The sequence below is a fragment of the Devosia sp. Root105 genome (assembly GCF_001424865.1).
Lineage (GTDB): Bacteria > Pseudomonadota > Alphaproteobacteria > Rhizobiales > Devosiaceae > Devosia_A.
The window spans coordinates 12,477-35,295 of sequence record NZ_LMCR01000001.1 but is presented as its reverse complement, the minus strand read 5'-3'; the positions used below and the strand labels follow the sequence as shown (position 1 = coordinate 35,295).

Annotated in this window: 21 protein-coding genes and 1 pseudogene; 8 read left to right on the top strand and 14 right to left on the bottom strand. The window is 65.1% G+C overall.

What is annotated here, in order from left to right; translation table 11 throughout:
- Positions 1-4 precede the first annotated feature (4 nt).
- The 4 genes and pseudogenes from lptB to ASC68_RS00150 all read right to left on the bottom strand — a co-directional run.
- Positions 5-724, bottom strand: a pseudogene (gene lptB, locus ASC68_RS00165) (LPS export ABC transporter ATP-binding protein); the annotation flags it as partial.
- 44 nt (positions 725-768) lie between these two features.
- The gene (gene lptA, locus ASC68_RS00160) at positions 769-1,230 is read right to left on the bottom strand and encodes a lipopolysaccharide transport periplasmic protein LptA (protein WP_055872949.1); all 462 of its coding nucleotides are present in this window, start codon (positions 1,228-1,230) and stop codon (positions 769-771) included.
- Complete coding sequence (lptC, locus tag ASC68_RS00155; RefSeq protein ID WP_055872946.1) at positions 1,227-1,865, bottom strand: LPS export ABC transporter periplasmic protein LptC; 639 nt, start codon at positions 1,863-1,865, stop codon at positions 1,227-1,229. The genes lptA and lptC overlap by 4 nt, the downstream gene beginning before the upstream one ends.
- A complete protein-coding gene (locus tag ASC68_RS00150) occupies positions 1,865-2,479 on the bottom strand; it encodes a ribonuclease H-like domain-containing protein (protein WP_055875847.1) in 615 nt (204 codons plus the stop codon). The genes lptC and ASC68_RS00150 overlap by 1 nt, the downstream gene beginning before the upstream one ends.
- A gap of 128 nt (positions 2,480-2,607) precedes the next feature.
- Between ASC68_RS00150 and ASC68_RS00145 the strand changes: the two genes are divergently transcribed.
- The 3 genes from ASC68_RS00145 to ASC68_RS00135 all read left to right on the top strand — a co-directional run bounded on the left by ASC68_RS00145 (position 2,608) and on the right by ASC68_RS00135 (position 6,432).
- Positions 2,608-4,461: a nucleoside-diphosphate sugar epimerase/dehydratase gene (locus ASC68_RS00145; protein WP_055872943.1), complete on the top strand. Its 1,854-nt coding sequence runs from the start codon at positions 2,608-2,610 to the stop codon at positions 4,459-4,461.
- 7 nt (positions 4,462-4,468) lie between these two features.
- Positions 4,469-5,266 carry a phosphodiesterase gene (locus ASC68_RS00140; protein ID WP_055872940.1) on the top strand — a complete coding sequence of 266 codons (798 nt, stop codon included), beginning with the start codon at positions 4,469-4,471 and terminating at the stop codon, positions 5,264-5,266.
- A 149-nt stretch (positions 5,267-5,415) separates the two neighbouring features.
- Complete coding sequence (locus ASC68_RS00135) at positions 5,416-6,432, top strand: hypothetical protein (RefSeq protein WP_055872936.1); 1,017 nt, start codon at positions 5,416-5,418, stop codon at positions 6,430-6,432.
- A 67-nt stretch (positions 6,433-6,499) separates the two neighbouring features.
- On the opposite strand, the gene ASC68_RS00130 is transcribed toward ASC68_RS00135, so the two are convergent.
- Positions 6,500-6,973, bottom strand: coding sequence for a group III truncated hemoglobin (locus ASC68_RS00130; RefSeq protein ID WP_055872932.1), 474 nt, complete (start codon positions 6,971-6,973; stop codon positions 6,500-6,502).
- A 58-nt stretch (positions 6,974-7,031) separates the two neighbouring features.
- A complete protein-coding gene (locus ASC68_RS00125) occupies positions 7,032-8,306 on the bottom strand; it encodes an aminotransferase class I/II-fold pyridoxal phosphate-dependent enzyme (protein WP_055872929.1) in 1,275 nt (424 codons plus the stop codon).
- A gap of 153 nt (positions 8,307-8,459) precedes the next feature.
- On the opposite strand from ASC68_RS00125, the gene ASC68_RS00120 reads away from it, so the two are divergent.
- Complete coding sequence (locus tag ASC68_RS00120; RefSeq protein ID WP_055872926.1) at positions 8,460-8,954, top strand: N-acetyltransferase; 495 nt, start codon at positions 8,460-8,462, stop codon at positions 8,952-8,954.
- A gap of 440 nt (positions 8,955-9,394) precedes the next feature.
- Here ASC68_RS00120 and ASC68_RS00115 read toward each other — a convergent pair whose 3' ends face one another.
- A complete protein-coding gene (locus ASC68_RS00115; protein ID WP_055872923.1) occupies positions 9,395-10,159 on the bottom strand; it encodes a phytanoyl-CoA dioxygenase family protein in 765 nt (254 codons plus the stop codon).
- Positions 10,160-10,304: 145 nt separating this feature from the next.
- Between ASC68_RS00115 and ASC68_RS00110 the strand changes: the two genes are divergently transcribed.
- The 3 genes from ASC68_RS00110 to ASC68_RS00100 are packed head-to-tail and all read left to right on the top strand — an operon-like array spanning position 10,305 to position 14,482.
- Positions 10,305-11,087 (top strand): helix-turn-helix transcriptional regulator, encoded by a 783-nt coding sequence (locus ASC68_RS00110; protein WP_055872920.1) that lies wholly within the window; start codon positions 10,305-10,307, stop codon positions 11,085-11,087.
- A gap of 13 nt (positions 11,088-11,100) precedes the next feature.
- Positions 11,101-12,177, top strand: a complete 1,077-nt coding sequence (locus ASC68_RS00105) for a sialidase family protein (protein WP_055872917.1) — start codon at positions 11,101-11,103, stop codon at positions 12,175-12,177.
- A gap of 31 nt (positions 12,178-12,208) precedes the next feature.
- Positions 12,209-14,482 (top strand): MFS transporter, encoded by a 2,274-nt coding sequence (locus tag ASC68_RS00100; RefSeq protein ID WP_055872914.1) that lies wholly within the window; start codon positions 12,209-12,211, stop codon positions 14,480-14,482.
- A 161-nt stretch (positions 14,483-14,643) separates the two neighbouring features.
- Here the strand turns inward: ASC68_RS00100 and ASC68_RS00095 are convergent, their stop codons facing one another.
- Both ASC68_RS00095 and ASC68_RS00090 read right to left on the bottom strand, forming a co-directional pair.
- Positions 14,644-15,759, bottom strand: coding sequence for a sialidase family protein (locus ASC68_RS00095; RefSeq protein ID WP_055872911.1), 1,116 nt, complete (start codon positions 15,757-15,759; stop codon positions 14,644-14,646).
- A gap of 34 nt (positions 15,760-15,793) precedes the next feature.
- The gene (locus tag ASC68_RS00090) at positions 15,794-16,966 is read right to left on the bottom strand and encodes an amidohydrolase family protein (protein ID WP_248310464.1); all 1,173 of its coding nucleotides are present in this window, start codon (positions 16,964-16,966) and stop codon (positions 15,794-15,796) included.
- Positions 16,967-17,130: 164 nt separating this feature from the next.
- On the opposite strand from ASC68_RS00090, the gene ASC68_RS00085 reads away from it, so the two are divergent.
- A complete protein-coding gene (locus ASC68_RS00085) occupies positions 17,131-18,126 on the top strand; it encodes a GntR family transcriptional regulator (RefSeq protein WP_055872908.1) in 996 nt (331 codons plus the stop codon).
- Positions 18,127-18,250: 124 nt separating this feature from the next.
- On the opposite strand, the gene ASC68_RS00080 is transcribed toward ASC68_RS00085, so the two are convergent.
- Genes ASC68_RS00080 through ASC68_RS00060 form a run of 5 tightly spaced genes read right to left on the bottom strand, consistent with a single transcriptional unit; the run spans position 18,251 to position 22,618 of the window.
- Positions 18,251-19,069, bottom strand: coding sequence for an aldolase/citrate lyase family protein (locus ASC68_RS00080; RefSeq protein WP_197420980.1), 819 nt, complete (start codon positions 19,067-19,069; stop codon positions 18,251-18,253).
- 20 nt (positions 19,070-19,089) lie between these two features.
- Positions 19,090-19,875: an SDR family oxidoreductase gene (locus ASC68_RS00075; protein ID WP_055872905.1), complete on the bottom strand. Its 786-nt coding sequence runs from the start codon at positions 19,873-19,875 to the stop codon at positions 19,090-19,092.
- Positions 19,876-19,878: 3 nt separating this feature from the next.
- Positions 19,879-20,838 (bottom strand): Gfo/Idh/MocA family oxidoreductase, encoded by a 960-nt coding sequence (locus tag ASC68_RS00070; protein ID WP_055872900.1) that lies wholly within the window; start codon positions 20,836-20,838, stop codon positions 19,879-19,881.
- An 11-nt stretch (positions 20,839-20,849) separates the two neighbouring features.
- On the bottom strand, positions 20,850-21,617 hold the full coding sequence (locus ASC68_RS00065) for an SDR family oxidoreductase (protein WP_055872897.1): 768 nt from the start codon (positions 21,615-21,617) through the stop codon (positions 20,850-20,852).
- Entirely contained in the window at positions 21,617-22,618 is a 1,002-nt protein-coding gene (locus ASC68_RS00060; protein WP_055872895.1) for a Gfo/Idh/MocA family oxidoreductase, read from the bottom strand. The genes ASC68_RS00065 and ASC68_RS00060 overlap by 1 nt, the downstream gene beginning before the upstream one ends.
- Between the last annotated feature and the right edge of the window lie 201 nt (positions 22,619-22,819).

The following is a 22,819-nucleotide window of genomic DNA, read 5'->3' as shown; positions in this document are numbered from 1 at the left end:
CCAGTCAGACCTCGAACGTATCGCCCAGATACACCCGTCGCGCCTCGGGGTCGGCGGCGATCACCTCGGGCTTGCCCTGGATCATCACATGGCCCTCGTGGATCACATAGGCGCGGTCGACCAGCGACAGGGTCTCGCGCACCGAATGGTCGGTGATCAGCACCCCGATGCCGCGGCGGGTGAGGTGCCTGACCAGCATCTTGACTTCGCTGACCGCGATCGGGTCGACGCCGGCGAACGGCTCGTCGAGCAGCATGAACAGGGGGTCGGTGGCGACCGCCCGGGCGATTTCGACGCGCCGTCGTTCGCCGCCCGACAGCGCCAGCGCATTGGACTTGGCGATATGGGCGATGCCGAATTCGGTCAGCAGCTCATTGAGCCGCGCCAGCCGGTCGGCTTTCCTTGGCACGTGCCCCTCGAGCACCGCGAGGATGTTGCCCTCGACGCTGAGGCCGCGAAAGATCGAGCTCTCCTGCGGCAGGTAGCCGATGCCGAGCCGCCCGCGCTGGAACAGCGGCAGGTTGGTGATCGGTCGCCCGTCGACCAGGATCTTGCCCTTGTCCGGCTTCACCAGCCCCATGATCATGGTGAAGACGGTGGTCTTGCCGGCGCCGTTCGGCCCAAGCAGGCCAACCGCCTCGCCGCGCCGCACCGCGAGGCTGACATTCTCGACCACCGTCCGCTTGCCGAAGCTTTTGTTGAGCCCGTGCGCCACCAGCCAGCCGGATTGGTCGACCGGGGTCCTGGCCGTCACTTTTGCCGCTTCGTTCATTGCGGGGTGAAGACGCCGGTCACCCGGCCTCCGGCATTGCCCTTGAACACCGAGCTGTTGGTCTTGAGGTTGATGGTCAGCTCCGGCCCGTTCAGCTTGCCCTGCGCGTTGACCACCGTGACATTGCCGCTGAGCCTCAGGATCAGGGTGTCCGGATCGAATGTCGCCTTGGCCCCGGTGGCGTCCTGGCTGTCGGTCTTGATCCGCACATTGCCGGTGGCGGTGAGGCCGTCGATGTCGCTTTGCCCACCGCTGCCATAGACCACTACCACCTTGTCGGCCCAGAGCTTCAATCCGGTCCGGGTGATCGTGACGTTGCCGGTGAAGGTGGCGTTGTTGTTGTTCTGGTCAATGGTGAAATCGTCGGCGGCGACGTTCACCGGCTCGGCCGCGGCCGCCGGCAGCGCCATGGCCAACAGGGTGGTCAAGGCAATAGCGAGGGCAGCACAAAACTTCATTCGGTTTCCCCCGGGGTCGAGACCAGCGTCACCTTGGCGTTCTTGAAGGTGTAGATACCGGTTTCGCGATCATAGGTCATGCCCTCGGAGACGATGTGCGAGCCGCTGGGCATGGTGATGTCGACGTTGCCGCTCGCCACCATCTTCCAGTTCATCAGGTCGGCGAACACCGCTTCGAGCGTGCCATCGAGCCCCTCCGAACTGGTGACATGGGCGATCCCCGGCACGTTCAGCAACTGGTCATTGGTCTGGAACTGTGCTGCCGCCGCTTCCGCCTGCATCGCCGCGCCCTCCGGCGGGGTCATGGTGAACACTGCGTCCTCCATGTCGATCAGGTCGTTCTGTGTCGGTGCCACCTTCGCCGCCCGCGCCGACAGCGCGTAAAGCGTGCCGTCATCGCCGGTGGAGGTGAGTCGTGGCGTTTCCACCACCAGGTTGTCCCGATCGATCCTGATATTGGAGTAGCCGAAGCGCTGCCCCAGATTGTCGATGACGATCATCGCCAAGAGCACCACGAACACCAGCACGCCGCTGGCTGGCACCAGCCAGCGCAACAGGCTGACCAGCCGGTTGCGACGATTGAGTCGCGCGTAGAGCGCGGCGCGATCGTCGATCGGGGTGGCCAGCGACGCCATCAGCTATGCGCGAAGATGTCGGTCTCGTCCCAGCCCATCAGGTCGAGGTCGATCCGGTGCTTGAGGAACTCGAAGCAGGCCTGGGCCAGTTCGGTCCGGCCCTCGCGCCTGAGCATCCGATCGAGGTGGCGCTTCAGGTCGTGGAGGTAGAGGACGTCCGATGCGGCATAGTCGAGCTGCGCTTCGGAGATCTTTTCGGCGCCCCAGTCCGAGCTCTGCTGCTGCTTGGACATGTCGATGTTCAACAGCTCGCGCGCCAGGTCCTTGAGGCCGTGCCGATCGGTGTAGGTGCGCACCAGCTTACTGGCGATCTTGGTGCAGTAAACCGGGCCGGTGACGATACCGAAGCGGTGCTTCAGCACGGCCATGTCGAAGCGCGCATAGTGGAAGATCTTGGTGACCCCGGGGTCACTCAGCAGCTTCGTGAGGTTCGGCGCGTCCTTCAGATCCTGCGGGATCTGCACCACGTCGGCGCTGCCGTCACCGGGGGAGAGCTGCACCACGCAGAGCCGGTCACGCCGCGGATCGAGTCCCATGGTTTCGGTGTCGATCGCCACCTCCCGGCCATAGCGCTGGAGGTCGGGCAGGTCGCCCCGATGCAGTCTGATCGTCATGTCGAAATCCTGGTTCGGCGATTTGGGCTGTGATGCCATAGCATAAAGGCGTTGGAAAGACCGGGCGGCATCGTTACAAAACCCGGGGCGGCCGCAGGCCACGCGGCTCGCGGCGGGTGGATTACTTTATGACGTTGAACAAGGTCCGCGACGGACTGAGCGGACTGCCGCGTCGCTGGAAGCAAGCCATTCTGATCGGCTTCGACATGCTCGCGCTGCTCGGCGTGCTGTGGCTGAGCTTTGCTATCCGCCTGGGCGGCACCTTCACGCCCACCATGTCGCACATCCTGCTGATGCTGCTGGCGCCGATCCTCGCCGTGCCGGTGTTCATCCGGATGGGGCTGTATCGCGCCGTGATCCGCTACCTGCCGGAGCGGGCGCTGTGGACCATCATCCAGGCGATGATGCTGGCAACCCTGCTCTGGGTGTTCGCGCTGTTTCTCGCCGAGGCGACGCGGCTGGCGACCTTCCCGCGCACCGTGCCGCTGTTCTACTTCATCTTCGGCACCGTCATTGTCGCCGGCTCGCGCTTCCTCGCCAAGGCACTGCTCTGGCTGCCTGAGCGCAACCTCCGCCATGGCGGCGGGGTGGTGATTTATGGCGCCGGTTCCGCCGGCACGCAGCTTGCCGAAGCGCTGCGTGCGCATCGCGCCAGCTCCGTCGTCGCCTTCGTCGACGATGATCAAAGCCTCTGGGGTCGCGATGTCGCCGGCATCCGCGTCGACCCGCCGACCAGGCTCGGTGAGCTGATCAGCAACCGCGGTGTCAGCGAGGTGATCCTCTCGATCCCCTCCGCCGACGCCACCCGACGCGCCCAGATTGTCACCGAGCTCAGCCACCACCCCGTCAAGATCCGCGCGCTGCCGGCGATTGCCGACCTGGTCTCCGGCAAGTACCTGATCAGCCAGCTGCGCGAGATCGATATCGACGATCTGCTCGGCCGCTCCGCCGTGCCCGCCGATCCCGAGTTGATGGGCGAAATCCTTGGCGGTCGGGTGATCCTCGTTACCGGCGCTGGCGGCTCGATCGGCTCGGAGCTCACCCGGCTCATCGTCCAGCACGCGCCCAGGAAGCTGGTGTTGCTCGAGGCCAACGAGTTCGCGCTCTACGAGATCGACCGGCACCTGCGCACCCTGGCTGAGGTCGGGATCGTCCCGGTGCTCGGCTCGATCGCCGACGCGGCGCTGCTCCGCCGCACGCTCGAGGGGCAGGGCGTCGAAGTGATCTTCCATGCCGCAGCGCACAAGCATGTGCCACTGGTCGAGGCCAACGCGCTGGAGGGCGTGCGCAACAATGTTCTGGGCACCCGCATCCTGGTGGAAGCGGCGGTCGCGGCGGGGGTACAGCGCTTTGTCCTGATTTCGTCCGACAAGGCAGTGCGGCCGTCGAGCGTCATGGGGGCGACCAAGCGCTGGGCTGAACTGATCGTCCGCCACTACGGCAAGGGCAGCGGTATGCGCTACTGCTCGGTGCGTTTTGGCAACGTGCTCGGCTCCAACGGCTCGGTGGTGCCGCTGTTCCGCGAGCAGATCGCCGCCGGCGGCCCGGTGACCCTCACCGACAGCCGCATGACCCGCTACTTCATGTCGATCCACGAGGCGGCCGAGCTGATCGTCCAGGCCGGCGCCATGGCCGAGGGTGGTGACATCTTCCTGCTCGAGATGGGCGAGCCGGTACGCATCCGCGATCTCGCCGAGAACATGATCCGGCTGGCCGGCCTGTCGGTGAAATCCGACGACAACCCCACCGGTGACATCGCCATCCGCGAGACCGGCGCGCGGCCGGGCGAGAAGCTGGCCGAAGAGCTGTTCTTCGATCCGGCCAACGCGCTGCGCACCGCGCAGCCGAAAATCCTCCGCTCGCCACCGAGCGCCCGCCAGACCAACGACCTGTTGCCCGCCCTCACGGCGCTCGATGCCGCGCTCAAAGCCGAAGACGAAGCCGAACTGCGCCGCGTGCTGTTCGACTACGTGAAGGTCTGAGCCGGCAGTGCTGATCGCCCAGCTCTCCGACCCGCACCTCTGCGCCCCCGGCACGCTCTATCAGGGGCTGGTCGATTCCAACGCCATGTTCGAGGCTGCCATTGAGCGGCTGGCGACGCTCGATCCCGCCCCCGACCTGGTGCTGCTGACCGGCGACGTCACCGAGCACGCCGCAGCCGCGGAGTACCAGCTGGCCCGGCGCCTGCTCGCCGGCATCCGGCAGCCCGTGTTGGCCATCCCGGGCAATCACGACGAGCGCGAAGCTTTCCGCGCCGCCTTCGCCGACCGGGGCTACCTGCCCGCCACCGGCCCGCTGCATTTTGCCGTCGGCCGTCACGGGCCGGTCCGTGTCATCGGCCTCGATATCAGTGTGCCGGGCCAGCATCACGGTGATTTCGACGCGGCGACAGCTGCGTGGCTGGAGGCAGCGCTGGCGGCCGAACCGGAGCGGCCGACGCTGATCATGCTGCACCAGCCGCCCATCGAAACCGGCATCGGATTCATCGATGCCTATCGCTGCTTTGGCGGCGAGCGGCTGGCGGCCATTGTCGCGCGCTACCCGGCGGTGGAACGTGTGCTCTGCGGCCACGTTCACCGTCACATGTCGCTGCGCTTCGGCGGCAGCCTGCTGCAGATCGCCCCGAGCACCACCACAGCCATCGCCCTGCGCCTCGCGCCCGGAGCCGAACCCGCCTCGTTCGTCGAGCCACCAGCGCTGCTGCTGCACCACTGGCGAGCGGAGCCCGGAGTGGTCACTCATCACGTGCCGATCAACTCGGGCGAAGGCCCGCTGCCGTTCTTCTGAGCGCCAGCTAAGCGGCAGCTGACTGCATCATTCATCGGGCATTCAAGTGCTACTGAGCACTTGTTGATGATCAACGCGGGCGGCGGGCTTGGGGCTCCGCCGGTTTCGCGCTCGGCTCCGAGCCCCGGTGAATCCTAGGGAGAATTGCCATGAAACGAATTGCACTCGCCGGCTTCGCATTGCTTGGCCTCGTCGCCGGCGCAGCCGCGCAGACGCCGCCTCCGGCAGTGGTCAGCTTCGCCACCATTGCCGACATGCCGACGCTGAAGGATACCTCCAAGCAGGATCATTTCGCCGTCACGCTTTCCGACGCCCAGGTGGTGACCAACATCACCGTCGATTGCACTGCCGGCCGCACTGAGCTCTTGATCGTGCGCAACGACAAGGCCTGCGCCATCGGCGGCAATGGCTCGATCATCAACCCGTCCAACAAGCAGGCACTGCCGCGCACCCAGTATCTGGGCCAGTACACCGTCACCGCCGACGGCAGCACCGACGCGCGGACGCTGTCGATCAACTACCTCGCCGTCGGCAAGGTGGCGCCCGACACCAAGCAGTTCGGCGGCTCGCTGAACTTGAAGCCCGAGCTCTCCTCGAGCGGCGCGGCCGGGCTCACCCAGTCGGTGCTGAAGAAAATCACCGGTGACAATACCGGTCCGATCAACAATGCCGTCGACACTGTCGATCTCAACCGCTTGTTCATCCCCTCGGCCGGCCTGCCGTCCGACAAGGGCTGCACCTGGTCTGGCAACATGGTCTTTGCCTACCAGACCTATTCCTGGTTCATGTCGCTGTCGGCCGATTGCAACGGCAAGGTCTATGAGCTGAAGGGCAACATGCCGTTCACCGATACGCCCGGTGTCGAAGGCCAGACCCAGTACGACCTGACCTTGACGCTGCCCTCCACCGAACTGGTCGGCGACGACGCGCTGTTCGCCACCACCGACGAGAACGCCGACCTGTTCGCCTCGGTCGACGGCATCACCGGTTCGATCATCATGAAGAATTCCAACAATGTCACCGTCACCGTCGATGGCGAAAAGATCACCACCCCGATGAAGGTGGAGGCCTCCGGCAGCCTCTCGGGCACCAACGTGCCGCTCGAAGTGGTCCGTTCCTTCGCCACCCTGATCGGCATGCTGCCCTCGACCTTCTTCGGCGCCTGAGCCGTTATCGGTCATAGCCATCGAGCCCCGCGCCACGGCGCGGGGCTTTTGCACAAGCCGGCGGGCGTCAGGCCTGTTCGGGTGCCTCGTCGCCGGCCCGGATCGGTTTCACCGCTTCGAGGTCCTGGCCGCGGAACTGCGCGATGCGCAGTCGAAAGTTGTAGCCGATACGCTCGGCCCGCTCGACGAACAGCGCCGCGACCTCGGGCGGACAGAGTTCTTCCGCCGTCTCGCGGAACAGCTTCAGCCAGCGCGCGAAATGCCGGTCGGAGAGTTCGGGGATGGCAATGTGCTTGGGCATCGGGCGGCCGTAATAGCGGCCACTGCCCAGCAGCATCGAGCTCCAGAAATCGGCGATGGTTTTGAGATGCGCCGGCCACTCGGCCTCGGGGATCACCCGGTTGAACACCGGCCCGATCACCTCGTCGCGCCGCGCCCGGCCATAAAACTGTTCGACCACCGCGGTCACCATGGCGTCGTCGAGCTCGGCTGGGATCAAGCGGCCGGTCGGGTGGAGGCGGGGGCCTTCGGGAGCAGTCACGTCATGGCCTTTCGGAGCCGCCGGCGCATCGTGCGCGCCGGCGACCTATGTAGTTAGCTCAGGCGACCTTTGCGAGCGCCTGTTCGACATCGGCGATGATGTCGTCGATGTGCTCGATGCCGACCGAGATGCGGACCAGGTCTTCCGAGACACCAGCCTTGGCCAGTTCCTCGGGGCCGAGCTGGCGGTGTGTGGTCGATGCCGGATGACAGGCCAGCGACTTGGCATCGCCGATATTCACCAGCCGAAGGATCATCTGCAGCGCGTCGATGAACTGGCCGCCGGCGACGGCGCCGCCCTTGATGCCGAAGCTGATAATGCCCGACGCCTTGCCCTTGGTGATCTTCTTGGCCGTCGCATTGTACTTGCTGTCCGGCAGCTGGGCGTAGTTCACCCAGTTGATCTTGGGGTGCTGCTTCAGCCAGGCGGCGAGCTTTTCGGCATTCTCGCAATGCCGCTCCATCCGAAGCCCGAGCGTTTCGAGGCCTTGCAGGAACAGAAAGGCGTTGTGCGGCGACAAAGCCGCGCCGGTATTGCGCAGCGGCACCACCCGGCAGCGCCCGATATAGGCCGCCGGCCCCAGCGCCTCGGTATAGACCACGCCGTGATAGGACGGGTCGGGCTCGTTGAGGATCGCGAAGCGGTCCTTGTGCTTCACCCAGTCGAACTTGCCCGAGTCGACGATGATGCCGCCGATCGAGTTGCCGTGCCCGCCGATATATTTGGTGAGCGCGTGCACCACGATGTCGGCGCCGAACTCGAACGGCTTGCAGAGATAGGGCGTCGCCACCGTGTTATCGACGATGACTGGCACACCGTGGCGATGCGCGATCTCTGCCAGCCGCTGGATATCGACGATGTTGCCGGCCGGATTGCCGATCGACTCGCAGAACACTGCCTTGGTTTTGCTGTCGATGAGCTTTTCCAGCCCTTCGAAATCGGCCTGGTCGGCCATCCGCACCTCGATGCCCTGGCGCGGGAACGAGTGCATGAACAGGTTATAGGTGCCGCCATAGAGCTGGCTGATCGAAACGATGTTATCGCCGACGCCGGCAATCGCCTGGATCGAATAGGTGATGGCGGCCATGCCCGAAGCGACGCAAAGGCCGGCAATGCCGCCTTCCATCTCGGCGACGCGCTGTTCGAGCACTGCCGTCGTCGGGTTCATGATGCGGGTATAGATGTTGCCGGGCACCGCCAGGTTGAACAGGTCGGCGCCGTGCTGGGTGTTGTCGAAGACGTATGACGTGGTCTGATAGATCGGGACCGCCGCCGCTTTAGTGGTTTCCTCCGCCTTGTAGCCATGATGGAGCGCGATGGATTCGAGCTTCACTTATTGTCCTTTCAAGCAATGAACCCCCGGCGAACCGGTGGACCTATATCCGTAACATGGCCGGATGGGGCAGGGACCCCGTCCGAACGGATGGGGATTGCGTGATTTGCGCGCAGTGGGAAATATCGCTCCCCTTCAACCATCGAGGCCAACGTGCAAATCCGGAACGAACGCCCTGCCGACGACACGGCGATCCATGAGCTGACCCGCTTGGCGTTCGAGCCGATGCCGTTCAGCAGCGGCACCGAAGCGCCGATCATCCGGGCGCTGCGCGCCGCCGGCGACCTGACGCTGTCGCTGGTGGCAGAAGATAATGGCCTGATTGTCGGGCACATCGCCTTCTCGCCGGTTACCATCGATGGCGTGCATGCCGGCTGGTTCGGGCTCGGGCCGATTGCTGTGCGGGCCGACCGGCAACGCCAGGGCATCGGCAAGGCGCTGATCGCTCGCGGGCTCGAGCTGTTGCGCCAACAGGGCGCTGCCGGTGTGGCGCTGATCGGCAACCCCGATATCTACGGACGCGTCGGCTTCGAGAGCGACGGGCTATTGGCCTATGGCGATCTCGATCGCCGCTTCGTGCAGCGGCTCGTGCTGTCCGGCCCGCCGCCGCGCGGCGAACTCAAATTCGCGCCGGGCTTCGACGTGTGAGGCGTGCGGCATTTCACGATGCGCTCGGGTGGGAGTTGGCTCAGTCTCGCACCTGGCACCGGCGCCCACCTCCCCCTCGACGGGGGAGGCAAGCGAAGCTTGTGAGCGAGAGCGAACTAGCGCAGCTCGGAGGGGGTGCGCGGGCCTCCCGACCTCCCCCGTCGAGGGGGAGGTGCCGCTCCGTGTGGGTGGCAACATCGAGAGCACAGGACGGCCAAGCGCCGTCGCCGCGCCGGATAACGGAAGCCACCTCGGCTGACGGCTGGCGGTGGCCAGCATGATCTACCACGTTTGACCATCTAACCATGTTATTATAGTAACATACTCTGCACCGATGCGGTGCGGAGGGGCGGTTGCGTACAACCGGGCAGAGGTTGGCGATCGAGGCGCGCAGGACGGAGCGGATGGCACGGTTTGAGCCGCACCATCCGGCCGAGCCGTCAGATCTTGTTGGCGGCCTTCAGTTCGGCGTCGAGCTTGGCCTGGTAGGCCCGCTTCATTTCTTCGTCGGTCTTGGCGCTCACCCCGAAATACACAAAGCCCAGCGCCCGGCGCGAGCGGGTCGGCGATCGGTTGGGGCTGGCCCAGTGCACCGTCTTGCAGTCGTGCATCAACAGCATCCCGGCCGGCCCCGGCTGCGCTGCGGTATTGGCGACATCGTGCTCGGTGCCGAAATCGGTGATCCCCTGCGAGAAGCCGAGGATCTCGGAGCGCCCATGCGGACGCCAGCCCTCGAAGGCATGCGAACCACGCACATATTGCAGGCACCCGTTCTCGTCGTCGACCGGCTCCAGCGCCAGCCACCCGGTGATCGCCTTGGGCGGCGCGATCTTGAAATAGTAGCCGTCCTGGTGCGGCGGGGTCTGCTTGCCGATGCCGGGCGGCTTGTTGAAATACTCCATGTTCTGCGCGACCGCCGCCTCGCCCAGCACCGTCTCGGCCAGCTCCTTGATCACCCCGTCCGAGAGCAGCGTCTTGAAGTAGCTGTCGTACTTTTCGAGGTACATCATCTGCTTGACCGTCGAGCGGTTGGCCTTGTCCTCGTAATAGACCTCGGTCTCCGACATCTTCGGCACGCACTCGATCAGGAACCGGTCGAGCTCGCGGTTGATCTCGGCCATGCGCGCGGCATCGAACAATGGCCGGAAGGCGATGAAGCCGTCCCGGTCGAAATCTGCCTTCAGCTGGCTGTGCGGAATGCTCATTGCAGCACTCATCCTAGGCTCCTCTCCTCAGGGCCGATGCGGCCTTACCTGATGAAAGGCCAACGCCGGCGTCCCGTCATTGCCGAGGTTCGGCAGCACGTTAGGAAATCCGATTGCCGCCGTCACCCAGCACTGGCGAGGCGCCATGTCCTGTGACACCGATCAGCTCGAGCTGCGCGACCACCGCTTCGGTCGGATCAACCGCCGCATGCCGATCGGACCCGTGCAATGGCCGTTCCACGATCTGTTCTGGGTGCACGAGGGGCGCGTCGCCATTACGTTTCCAGAGCTCGAGGCCAAACTCGAGCTGGTGGCTCCATCAGGCGTGCTGATCCTGCCGGGCACCCAGTTTCAGGGTGCAACACTTGGTGCCTTCGCCACCGCCTCGATCTGCCACTTCGCGATGCCCGAAAAGCCTGTGGGGCCGGGCTATGCGCTGCCCAACCCGGACGAGGCGCTGCACCTGCAGAACCTCATCCGCCTCGCCATGCATCTCGCCCGCCGCAACCGCCCCGACGAGCTGCCGCGGCGCAAACGCCTGCTGCTGAGCCTGCTCGACGGCTTCGAACTCACCGGCGCACCCGACATCCCGACTGCCGACGAGGACCGGCTGACCATCGCCTGGACCCAGGCCGGGCAGAACCTCCATCGCATGCGCACTCTCGCCGACGTGGCGGCCTTGCTCGGCATCTCCGAGAGTGCGTTGCGCGCCATGCATCGCAAGGCCCGGCATACGTCCGCGGGAGAGCACCTCAGGGAACTGCGTCTCACCCGCAGCGAGGAGCTCTTGGTTTCGACCGACAAGTCGCTGGCCACCATCGCCGCCGAGGTCGGCTACGGCCATGCAGCCACGCTCGCCGCGGCGTTCAGGAAGCGGCGCGGCAAGACCCCCGGCCAGTATCGCCACTGGTCCAACCCTTTCGCCTGACCCGGAGCTTTCGATGCAGCGCCTAGAAGAGATCACCATCTACGCCAACCCCGACCCGCTGCTGGTCAGCCGCCAGGCGACCTTTCCGGGCATCGTGCAGCTGGCCGATGGCGAACTGGTCGCCATCTTCACCATCGGCCAGGCCTTCGACGCCGCCGATGCCCGCGCCTATGTGAGCCGCAGCGCCGACAATGGCGGCACCTGGTCCGCCCCGGTGCGGCTCACCGATCATGAGGTGCGCCCGGAAGAATCCGAGAGCTTCAAGCCGCTCTTGCTGGCTGATGGTTCGCTGCTCGCCACCGGCTATGTGTTCGTCCGCCCGACCCCGCTGACCCCGGTGGTCGACCCCGATACCTTCAAGCTGCTGACCCTGCGCAACAAGACCAGCACCTCCAGCGATGGTGGGCGCAGCTGGAGCGTTCCGGCCTATTTCGACATCGAAGGCCAGCCGCTCGAGCTCTCCGGTCCCGCCATCCAGCTCGCCTCGGGTCGCATCATCGCCGCCACCGCGCCGTTCCATCTCGGCAAGGATGGCCATGCCGGCTGGATCATCGCCAGCGACGACAACGGCAAGAGCTGGCGCAAGCTCTCCGAGTTCTATCGTTCGCCGGCCGGCAACGTCTCGACCTGGGAGAGCCGCATCGCCGATCTCGGTGGCGGCCGCGTCGCGGTGATCTTCTGGGCTTACGACAATGCCGCGGGCGCTAACCTCACCAACCACGTCGCGGTCTCCAGCGACGGCGGCGAGACGTTTGCGCCGGTGATCGATACCGACATCCGCGGCCAGGCCTCGAACCTCTTATCGCTCGGCGGTGGCAAGGCGCTCACCATCCACTCGCACCGCGAAGCGCCGGTCGGGTTGATCGTCCGTCGCGTCGACCTCAATGGCGGCTTCAAGGTGGAGGAGGAGCTCAACCTCTTCGCCGATGCTGCGATGGGCAGCGACTCCGCCGACATCAAGAAGCAGTTCGGCAGCCTGAAGTTCGGCCAGCCCTCGCTGCTGCGCTTGCAGAACGGGGAAATCTACGCCGCCTGCTGGAGTTTCGAGCAGAGCCAGTATGTGATCAAGGGCTATCGGATCGCGCTCTGAAGCAGCGCGAGTCGGTGGGAGGACAGGTATCGTGTCGCGGGCGGAAAGCATCGGCGCAGTTGCGGCCGAGTATGAGGAGCAGTCGGATTTCGACAAGATCCGGCGCATCCCCTATCTCTACGCCTTCAACATCATCACCGCCGCAGCGCTGCTCTGCACCGTCACCTCGCCTTTGGCGCTGTTCGCCGCCGAGCTGGGCGTACCCAAGGACCGCATCGGGCTGATCGGCGGCATCATGCCGTTCGTCCAGGTCATCGCGGTGGTGTTCCTGCCCATCGTCATGGCCTTCGGCCATCGCCGGGTGGCGGGTTATGCCTCGCTCACCCGCTATCTCTGCCTGTCGCTGATCCTCGTGGCGCCGATGTTCCAGGGCAACCCGGACATGGTGTTCTGGGTGCTGTTCGCGGCCATGCTGGGCTTTTCGATCTTCCGTACCCTCGCCGAAACAGCGATCTGGCCGTGGTCGCAGGAGTATATGCCAAGCTTCATCCGCGGCCGGTTGACCGGCGGCATCGCACTCGCCTACCTGCCGGTGGCACTGGTGGGTTCGGTCCTGGTGCAGCTCTGGCTTGATGGCCAGCAGGGCATCGAGCGCTTCTTTCCGGTCTTCGCTATCGGGTTGCTGTTGGGCGTCATCGCCGCGTCGACCCTGTTCGGGCTCGGCGGCGGCAAGCCGCGCCCCGGTTCAGCCCGCGGCTTCGATGCCATCCGCGCCATGCGGGTGCCGCTGCGCGATGGCAATTTCCTGCTCTATCTCGTCTCCTCGGGCACGCAGTTCCTCGTCTACACCGTCATCAACCTCTTCATCCTGTTGTTCTTCCGCGAGCGGCTCGGCATCTCCTCGGGCCAGATCGTCCTGATGGCGGCGTTCATCCCGGTGGGCGCGGCGCTCGGCAGTGTCGCCTCGGGCTGGTTCGTCGATCGCTACGGCACCCGCGCCATCCGTGTCACGCTGCAGGCGTTGCAGGTGGCGATGCTGATCGGGCTGATGTTCGTCACCAAGGATACGCCCGGCACGATTTTCATCGTCGGGCTGATCTTCTTCGTCTTCGGCATGCTGTTCCAGAGCGCCATCTCGGTGGGCGGCATCTACATGCTCAACTACGTGCCGCCGGCCAAAAAGGAGAGCTATATGACGCTCGCCTATATGACCGATGGCCTGATCGGCGGCGGCGCCGCCTTCCTTGCCGGCTGGCTGCTCGAGCTGCTCGCCAGCAACACCATCGTCATCTCAGGCGTGACGCTGGGCAATTTCGAAACCCTGTTCGCGCTCAGCGCCGTGATGGTGGTGGTCTCCGCCATCACCTTCGCCATGCTGAAGGAGGAGGGGGCGACCGGGGTGCGGGATTTCCTCGGCCAGTTCGGCCGCGGCCGGCCGCTCAGCGCGCTCTGGGGCATCCACCGCTATGGCGCGCTGACCTCCGAGGAGCGCCGCCGCGACCTCGCCTATGGCTTCGGCAAGACTCGCAGCGCGCTGGTGAAGGAGGAACTGATCGCCGCGTTGAGCGATCCCTCGTTCGATGTTCGGCATGAAGCGATCCAGTCGCTCGGCCACCTGCCGCCGAGTCCCGTGGTGGTGCGGGCGCTCGAATCCATGCTCGCCTATGACGGGCTGGTCGAGCTGCAATATGCGGCCCTCAACTCGCTCGGCCGTATCAAGGCGACGCAAAGCGGCGAGGCCATCGCCCGCTTCCTCGACAGTCCCAACCCGCTCCTCCGCGCCCGCGCCGCCCGCACCCTCGGCGACATCCGGGATGTGAAGCAGTTGCCGCGCATTCGCCAGATGCTGGCAGAGGATCCCGAGATCGACGCCCGGCTGGCGGCGGTCTCGGCACTCGGCAAATTCCGCGACAGCCAGAGCGTCGATGGCCTGCTGCAGGTCTATCGCGAACTGGCCGGCGATGCAGTGAGCATGGTGGGCGAGCCGCGCAGCAAGGTGGTGCTCCTGGCCTTGGCCAAGATCCTCGACTGGGAAGAGAGCTTTTCGCGCGAGTGGCGGCACGAGGAAAAGGTCCTCGGCTACCGCCTGCCGGGCCTGTTCGGCCGCCTCAGCGACGACCTGCGCAAGCGCTCCAATGCGGAGCACTCCCGCCTGTTGCTGCAGGCCGCCGCGGCGCTGAGCTCGGGCAGCACCGGCACCGCCTTCCGCGCCCTGCAGGACCTCCGCCCCTATATCGAGCGCAGCGGCCACCCCGAAGCCGGCATCGTGCTCAAGCTGATGGACGGCACCCGCGACATCGAGCAACCGCACCGCGCGCTGCTGATCTTGCTGGCGTTGGCCATGCGGCCGGTGTTGGCGGGGTAGCTCCTGCGGCCGGTGCGGGCTGACCCCCACCCCTGTCCCCTCCCCCTAAAACAGGGGGAGGGAGACCCTCACACCGACATCGAGGCTATCGTCTCCTCCCCATTCTTAGGGGGAGGGGACAGGGGTGGGGGTCAGCCCGCACCAGCGCTTCAGCGACGCAGCTAAACCCGCAGCTTCGCCCACCGCACATCCAACGCCTTGGGTTCCCCCGCGTAATACACCACCAGCACATCCCCATCCGGCAGGGCCGTCGCCGAGGGCAGGCCAAAACTCCACACATCCATGCTGGCCAGCATGTCGCCAGTATCGCTGCTCGCCGCCTGCGCCCTGGCATGCGCATAGACCTCGACCTCGCTCACCGCCGCGAACGGCGCATCGATGCTCTGGGCCACCCGTGCGCGGATCGACTGCGACCCGAAGCGATCGACCCAGGCCAGCACCACCCGGCCATCGGTGAGGACTGCCGGTCGCGCCGCCTGGTCGGCAAAGCCGAGATCTTCGGCCGCACTCCAGCTCATTCCCCCATCGGTGCTGATGCGACGGTGGATATTGAGATAGCTCGCCGTCTCGGTGTCATAGGTCCAGGCGAACGAGCCGACCCGGCCATCCGGCGCCACCGCACAGCGAAGGTCCCAGTTGAAGATGCGGCCCGACGGATCCTCGGCCACCGTCACCGGTCCGCTCCAGCTCCGGCCCTCGTCGGCGGAATGGAAGAACACCGCCCGCTGCAGCCATTTCGAACGATCGAGATAGCTCTTGTTGGTCTCGATGCTCATCGCCAGCCGCCCGTCGGAAAGCCGCATCAGCGGGCTGGTGAGGCTGGCGGGCCCAATCTCCTCGGGCATCGGCACCTCGCGCCAGGCCGTCCAGCTCGCGCCGTTATCGTTGGAAGTGGCGAGGAGGATCACCATCGGCAGGCAACCCTCGGTCTCGGCATTGAACAAAGGCTTGCCAGGATACGTCGTCCGATCGACCCACATCGCTGCGGCCAGCAGTCGGTTGGGGGCAAGTTCGGTGATGTAGCAAAGCTTCAGCGTCCCGCCGATGCCGCGCACCGCGGGCGGCTCAAACGGATAACTCGGCGCCGACCAGCTGAGCCCGTTATCGGCAGAGCGATAGACGGCGATCCGCTCCTTGGGCGAATCCTTCTCGTCGCCGGCCCTGAGCGTTGCCAAGAGCGAACCGTCCGCCAGCGCGGTGACCGACGGAAAGGTCAGGTTGGCGCGGGTCGTCCCCGGCTCCGCCTTGCCCAGAATTCCTGATGCGACGATCTGCACTTGCGCCTCCCCCCGAAGCCGCGGGCGTTCCCGCTTAGGCGGCGCGCCTGAACAGCATCTCGCCGCCCACCACCGTCGCTTGGATCTCGAGGGTGGCGGGGTCCAGCACAGCGAAGTCCGCGAGCTTACCCACCTCGATCGAGCCGATATCCTTTTCCATCCCCAGCACCCTGGCCGGCACGAGGCTGGTGGCGTGGGCGGTGCGAACGAGGTCAGCCCCGACCAGCCTCACGTAGTTGCGCATCGCCTCGTCCGGGGTCAGCGACGAGCCGCAGAGCCCGCCATTGCGATCGACCACCGCCTTGCCTCGAGCACTTCGTACCCATTGCCCCGGGTAGAACTCGAACTCCATGTCCTCGGCGCCGGCATATTTGTTGGCATCGGTCTCGAGGAACACCCGGTCGACCGGCAGTTGCGCCAGGATCTTCATCAGCTTGGGCGAGACGTGGATGCCGTCGCAAATCAACCCCAGCGCCAAGCCCGGTTCGGCCAGCAGCGCGTCGGTGAGCGACAGGACGTGCAGCCCCATATTGCCCGGCTCCGGCTGGCGCATCACGTTATACATATGGGTCACCGCATCGATGCCCCAGGACACATAGCGCGCCACGTCATCAGGCACAGCCTGGCTGTGGCCGAGATGGATGCTGACCCCATGCTGCTTCAGCCGCTTGATGAAGGCTTCGGCGCCCGGCAGTTCCGGCGCCAGCGTCACCGCCTTCAGCCGGCCGTTACTGGCCGCCAGCATCCGCTCGGCCAGTTCGACGCTCGGCTTTTGCAGGTTGCGCGGGTTGTGCGCGCCAGGCGAGGCGAAGACCGGGCCTTCGCTGTGGATGCCGATGGCGCGCGCGCCGGTGGCCTTCTCGGTCTCGGCCGCGAGGCGCGTCAGCGTCGGTTCCATGTTCTCGGGCGGCAGGCAGCTGATCGACGGCAGGAACCCGGTCACGCCGCGCGACAGCAGCAGCGTCGAGTTGTCCGACACGCAACCGGGCAGGGTGTCGTTGTAGAGGTAGACGTCCATGCCGTGCTGCAACAGGTCGATAATGCCGGGGAACAGCAGCTTGCCGCTGGCGTCGACATCCTGCCAGTCGGCGCCGGTCGCGCTGTCCCGGCTGACGATGCCGGTGAACCGGCCATTCTCGATCAACAGATCCTGCCCGATTTCTCCGCCCGGGGTCACCAGCGTGGCGTTACGCCATCTTTGCTTCACTTGCAGAATCCATGCTCGTAGTATATTGTCATGATAACCACCTAACATGCGAATTCAAGGGGAAACATGGCGCCGCAAAGCGCCTCTGTGATCGCCAGGGCGGGCGTGGTGCTATATGTCGCCGAAGCAAACCTCGGCAATCACCTGTCACGGGAAGACCTGGCTTGAGTATTGACCTGTCGCCACGCCACTTGCAGCTCAGAGACATGCTGTTCCGGCGCTGGAAAACCAACGGCCTCAAAGCCGGGGACAAGATCGAGTCGCAGAACGAGATCGTGAAGTTCTGCGAATTCTCGCTGATCACCGTGATCAAGACGCTGAAGGATCTCGAAGCCGAGGGGATCATCCGTCGCCAGGTGGGCAAGGGCTCCTTCCTCGTCGAAACGCCGTGGACCGAAGCGCATCATCGCATCGGCTTCTTCTACAACCGCGACATCGTCGGCGGCGGCATCTTCAACAACGAGTTCTACACCAAGCTGGTGGTGGCGCTGGAAAAGGCCGTGGTCTCCGATGGCCACGAGTTCATCCTCGGCAGCTTCACCCACAAGTCGATGCCTACCCATGTGTGGGACGCGCTCGATGTGGTGGTGCTCGCCGGCATTACCCCGGAAACCGAGATCGACAAGTTGCCCGAAACCTCGGCACAGGTGGCGATCATGGACCTCGTCATCGAGGAGCTGCCCTACCACGCCTATCGCATCGATTTCGAGCCGGCCTTCATGGAGATGTTCCGGCAAAACGACGGCAAAAAGCTGAAGTATCTCTACCTCAACACCACCATCACCTCGAGCGAGCAGGCCTCGCGCCTCGCCAGCATCAGGCGGGCCAATGCCTCGACCACCACCGAGCAGGAGCTGCGCGTCATCTCGGTGAACCAGGAGACCGGCCAGAACGACACGGCCGAGCTCGAGGCGGTATTGAAGAGCTACAAGCCTGATATCGTCTGCGGCTACATGCACCATAGCTGGGTGCCGGTGATCGCCGCCAAGGCGACCAAGCCGACCAAGGCCTATCGCTATTCGCTCGACAATGACGGCCCGAGCTTCAACGTCGACTCCGCCGCCTGGATGCAGCAGGTGCTGGCCGATATCTACGCCAACCTCGAAGACCGCAAACCCGGCAAGCAGGTGATGAGCATGCCGGCGACGTTTCACCCGTAGAGTGTTTCTGGGGAGACGCAAACTGAGATGCCGGTGTGAGGGTCTCCCTCCCCCTTGCGGGGAGGGGACAGGGGTGGGGGTCAGCTCGCACCGGCGCTTCAGTCAGCGCGCACCAGCCGAGGCCTTACCCCAGCGCCTTATCAAACGCCGCCATCGACTCATCGGCATAGTTCGCCAGCGCGATCACGTCGGCGCCGACCGACAGCAGGTTGTACCCCATGTCGACATACTCGCCGATCAGCTCGCGGTTAGTGACCGTCGCGGCGATCTTGCCGTATTTGCGCGCCACTTCGGCGACGCGCCGGCGCACCGCCTTGATCTCGTCGTGCTGGATCTCACCCGGGATACCGCTCGCCACCGAATAGTCGCCGGGGCCGAAGAACAGGCAATCGACCCCATCCATCTCGGCGATCGCCTCGAGGTGCTCCATCGCTTCCGGATCCTCGATCTGGTAGCAGGCGAAGCGCTCTTCGTTGGCGGTCTTGAGGTAGTCGAGAAAGCCGACCCGGGTGAACTGCGCATCGTTGTTGCCGCCATCGACGGCGCGCTTGCCGAGCGGCGCGAACTTGGTGATGTCGCGCACCTTGCGGGCGTCATCGGCATTCATCACGTGCGGCACGATCAGCCCGGTCGCGTCCATCTCATAGCCGCGGATATAGTCGCTGTAGCTGCCGCGCGACACGCGCAGCAGCGTGTCGACGTCATAGAGCTTGGCGGCGCGGATCTGGTTTTCCACCTGCTCCCACGTCGCCGAGGTGTGCTCCATGCACAGCCACAGCGCATCCGGCTGCGCCGCGGCGAAAATCTCGGCGATCTTGGCGTCGGCGATGTTGAGCTTCAGCACCCGGGCCACCTTGCCCTCGCGGATGGTGCGCAGCACGCGGCTCGGCCGCATGCGGAAGCGCGTCGGGGGCGTCGCGGCGTAAGGCTGCGTCTGGGACAAGGTGATCTCCTCCGGAGGGGTTATTTGGCGGTATAGCCGCCATCGATCGGGATGTTGGTGCCGGTGACATAGGCCGAGGCGTCCGAGGCGAGAAAGACGATGACGCCTTTCAAATCGGTATCGTTGGCCATGCGGCCGAGCTGCGTGCGGGCGCTATAGGCTTTGACGAACGGCGCCGGCTGGTTGTTGAAGAAGCCGCCCGGCGACAGGCAGTTCACCCGCACATTGTCGGCGCCGAGGATGCTCGCTGCCCAGCGGGTGAAGTTGAGCATGCCGCCCTTTTCGTAGTGGTAGATCGGCGAGGGGTTGGGCGTCATGTCGGTGCCCTCGTAGTTGGCCATCTCGACCCCGACCATGCCCATCATCGAGCCGATATTGATGATCGAGCCGGATTTCTGCGCCCGCATATTGCGGCCGAACAGCTCGGTGATCTTGAACAGCGCCGAGGCGTTGACGCGGAGGCTCCTGTCGAACGCATCGAGATCATGTGCCCAGCCATCGAGTGCCGAGCGGGTCACCGCGTTGTTGACCAAAACGTCACAGCGGCCGGCCCGGGCGATCACCTCGCGATGCAGCGCTTCGATCGAGGCGTCCGACGACAGGTCGAGCTGCAGCGCCGTAACGTCGAAGCCGCGAGCCCGCTCTTCAGCCGCCACCACTTCGAGCTTTGCGAGATCGCGTGCCGCGATAAAGGTCTGCGCTCCGGCCTCAGCCAGGGCCGCGACGATCTGCCGGCCATAGAGCCCGGCGCCGCCGGTGACCACGGCGACCTTGCCTTTGAGCGAGAAGCTTTCCAGTACCTGCATGGTTCAGTCCATCTCGCTGAGGAAAACGCGGCGCCCGCCCTGTTCGCGGCTTTCGATGCCGGCGATCACCAGTTGCATCAGTTCGCGCGTCTCCTCCCACGGCACCGGCGGCTTGCCGGTGCGGAGGTAATCGACGAAGCCGACGAGCTGGGTGCGGAACGCATGATAGGTGTCGGTGAACTTGAGCTGCAGCCCGGCGGCGGTGCCGGCCAGCGTCACCATGCCGAAGCCGCCGCCCATATCCTTGGTCACCTGCAGCAGCACCTCGATGCCGTCGCGGTGACGCAGGTGGACGATGTTGGAATTCGCGTCGCCGATATTCTGCACCGACACGTAGCCTGGTCCGGTAATCGGGTAGACCGTCTCCAGCGCATGGATGCCGTAAGCTTCCCACGACTTAGCCATGGTGGCGCTGACATGGCGCAACTGCCCGAGCGCGTGCGTGGCGCGGTGGTAGGGCGCGTATTCCTTGGCGAAGCGCATCGCCGACGAGCTGATCAGCGGCTTGCCCTCGGCCACCCATTTCGAAAACGTCGCGAGATCGAGCCGGTTGTCGCAAAGCGGCTTGTCGATGAACACTGGGATGCCGGCCTCGATGAACGGCCGGGCCCGCTCGACATGCTCGAACCCCTTGTCGGTGGCGACCAGCACCGCATCGACCTCGCCGATCACGTCCTCGGCTCGGCCTACGATGTTGGGAATATGCGCCACCGCGGCCACCTGCACGGCATCGGCGGGGTCGTCCGTCCACACATGCGTGACCTTGGCGCCGGGGATGCCGAGCGTCCCCACCGGTTGCTTCGCGATATAGTCCTTGATCACCGGGTAGGGGCAGGCCGCGAGCGCCTTGGCGTCGTAGCTGCCATTGATGATGATGCTCCAGGAATAGGGGTGCCCGTTGCCCTCCACCATGCCCAGCATGGCGAGACGGATTTCATCCCGGGTGATCGGCAGAACGCTCATCGATAAATTCCCTACCAGGCGGTCCAGCCGCCATCGACATTGAGGCAGTGCCCGGTGATGTAGCTCGCGCCATCGCTCAACAGGAACGCCGTCGGCCCGGCCATCTCGTCCTGCCGACCGATCCGGCCCAGCATGGTCTGGCGCGCCAGGTTCCCCATGAACTCGGCATTGTCCTGCGTCGCCTGGTGCGGGTAGGGGCCGGGCGCCACAGCGTTGACGCGGATACCGGCCGGGCCGAAATGGCCGGCCATGTAGCGCACCATCTGGATCATCCCGGCCTTGCCGGCGCCGTACTCGATCGGGTTGGGCGCCATGTCGCCCGGGTAGTTCGCCGGGTTCGGCGCCACCACGCCATACATCGAGGCATAGAACACCATCGCGCCGCCAGGGCCCATATGCCTGGCTGCCTCGCGGGCGAGGAGGAAGCTGCCGGTGAGGTTCAGCCGGTTGGTGCGGTCGAAATCCGCTGCGGTCAGCTCTTCGAAGCGCTTGCCGGTTGAGCCGAACGTGGCGTTCACCACCCCATGCAGCGCGCCGAACTCCTGCGCCGCGCCGCGCACCGCTTTGAGGATCGAGTCCTCGTCACCGATGTCGAGCGGCAATGCCAGCACCCCGCCGCCGAGCCCCTTGAGCTCGGCCTCGGCTGCCGCCAGCCGCTCCGGGTTGATATCGGCCAGCACCACATTGGCGCCCTCAGCGGCGAGGAGCTTGCTCACCGGCAGCGCCAGGTAGCCCGCGCCGCCAGCCATCAGAATGGTCTTGCCACCAAAACCACGCATCAGAGCCTCACGATCCGCTTTTCGAGCCAGGATTGCTTGGCGGCCAGCGCCACCCGTAGGTTGTCACGCGCGTCGTCGAGCGTTGCCAGCCAGCAGGGCTTGCCCTCGATCGCATCGAGCATGGCGTCGGCCTGCATGCGGAAGCGCGCCTGATGCGCTTCGGTCGGCACCAGCCCCTGCATGAAGTCGCGCTCGTCCTGCCATTTGCCGCTGTCGTCGTCGGCGAATTGCAGCGTCGAATGCTCGAGCATCAGGTTGCCCTTGGTGCCGATGAACTCGAAGCGCGCGATATTGGGCTTCTGGAACTGGTTGATGGTGACGTTCGCCATGGCGCCGCTCTGAAAGCGGATGGAAACGAGGCAGGTGTCCTCGGTATTGGTGCCCTCGAGCACCAGCCGGTCATAGAGGCAGCTGACATCGGTGGGCTTACCCATCAGCCAGATCAGCATGTCGAAGAGGTGGCTCGCCGCATCGAGGATGGCGCCGCCACCCATTTCCGGCCGGGCGTAATAGGTGCGCTGGAAGTCCGGCCGGTACTTTGGGAACTCCTGCGAAGAGTTGAGATAGGCGAGCCGCAGCGTGCCGATCCTGCCGTCGAGGATCTGCTGGCGCAGCGTCACCACTTCGTCGGCGACCCGCCGCACATAGCCGACCCGCGCCACCAGGTTCTTCGATTTGACCAGCGCCAGCGTTTCGTCGACCTCGTCCATGGTCACCGAGAGCGGTTTTTCGACGAGGAAGTTGAGCCCGGCTTCGGCACAGCGCCGCATCAGCGCCACATGAAAGTTGGCCGGCGCACAGATCACCGCCAGGTCGAAACTTTTGAGATTCGCTTCGCCGATATCGGTATAGGTCTCGGTGATGCCGAACAGCGCCTTGGCTTCATCGCGCCGCTCGGCGTCCGGTTCGACGATCGCCAGTTGGGCTCGTCCGGTCAGGCTGTAGCCCTTGAGATGACGCCGGCCGATGCCGCCGCTCCCCACGATAAGCACCCGCTTCACCGACGACGCCCCCTCACGCGATAACCAAGTATGTTGTTATGCTAACGGCATATTTGATGCTGTCAATCGCGGCTGAGGGTCATCAGCTGCACAAAAAGTCGAAAGCCGTTGAGCTCGCACCATGATCCGTGATGCGGCGTTCCGCCAGACGAACCACAGTCGAACGCGCTGTTTGACTCACTTGACTTCAAGAAAAGCATG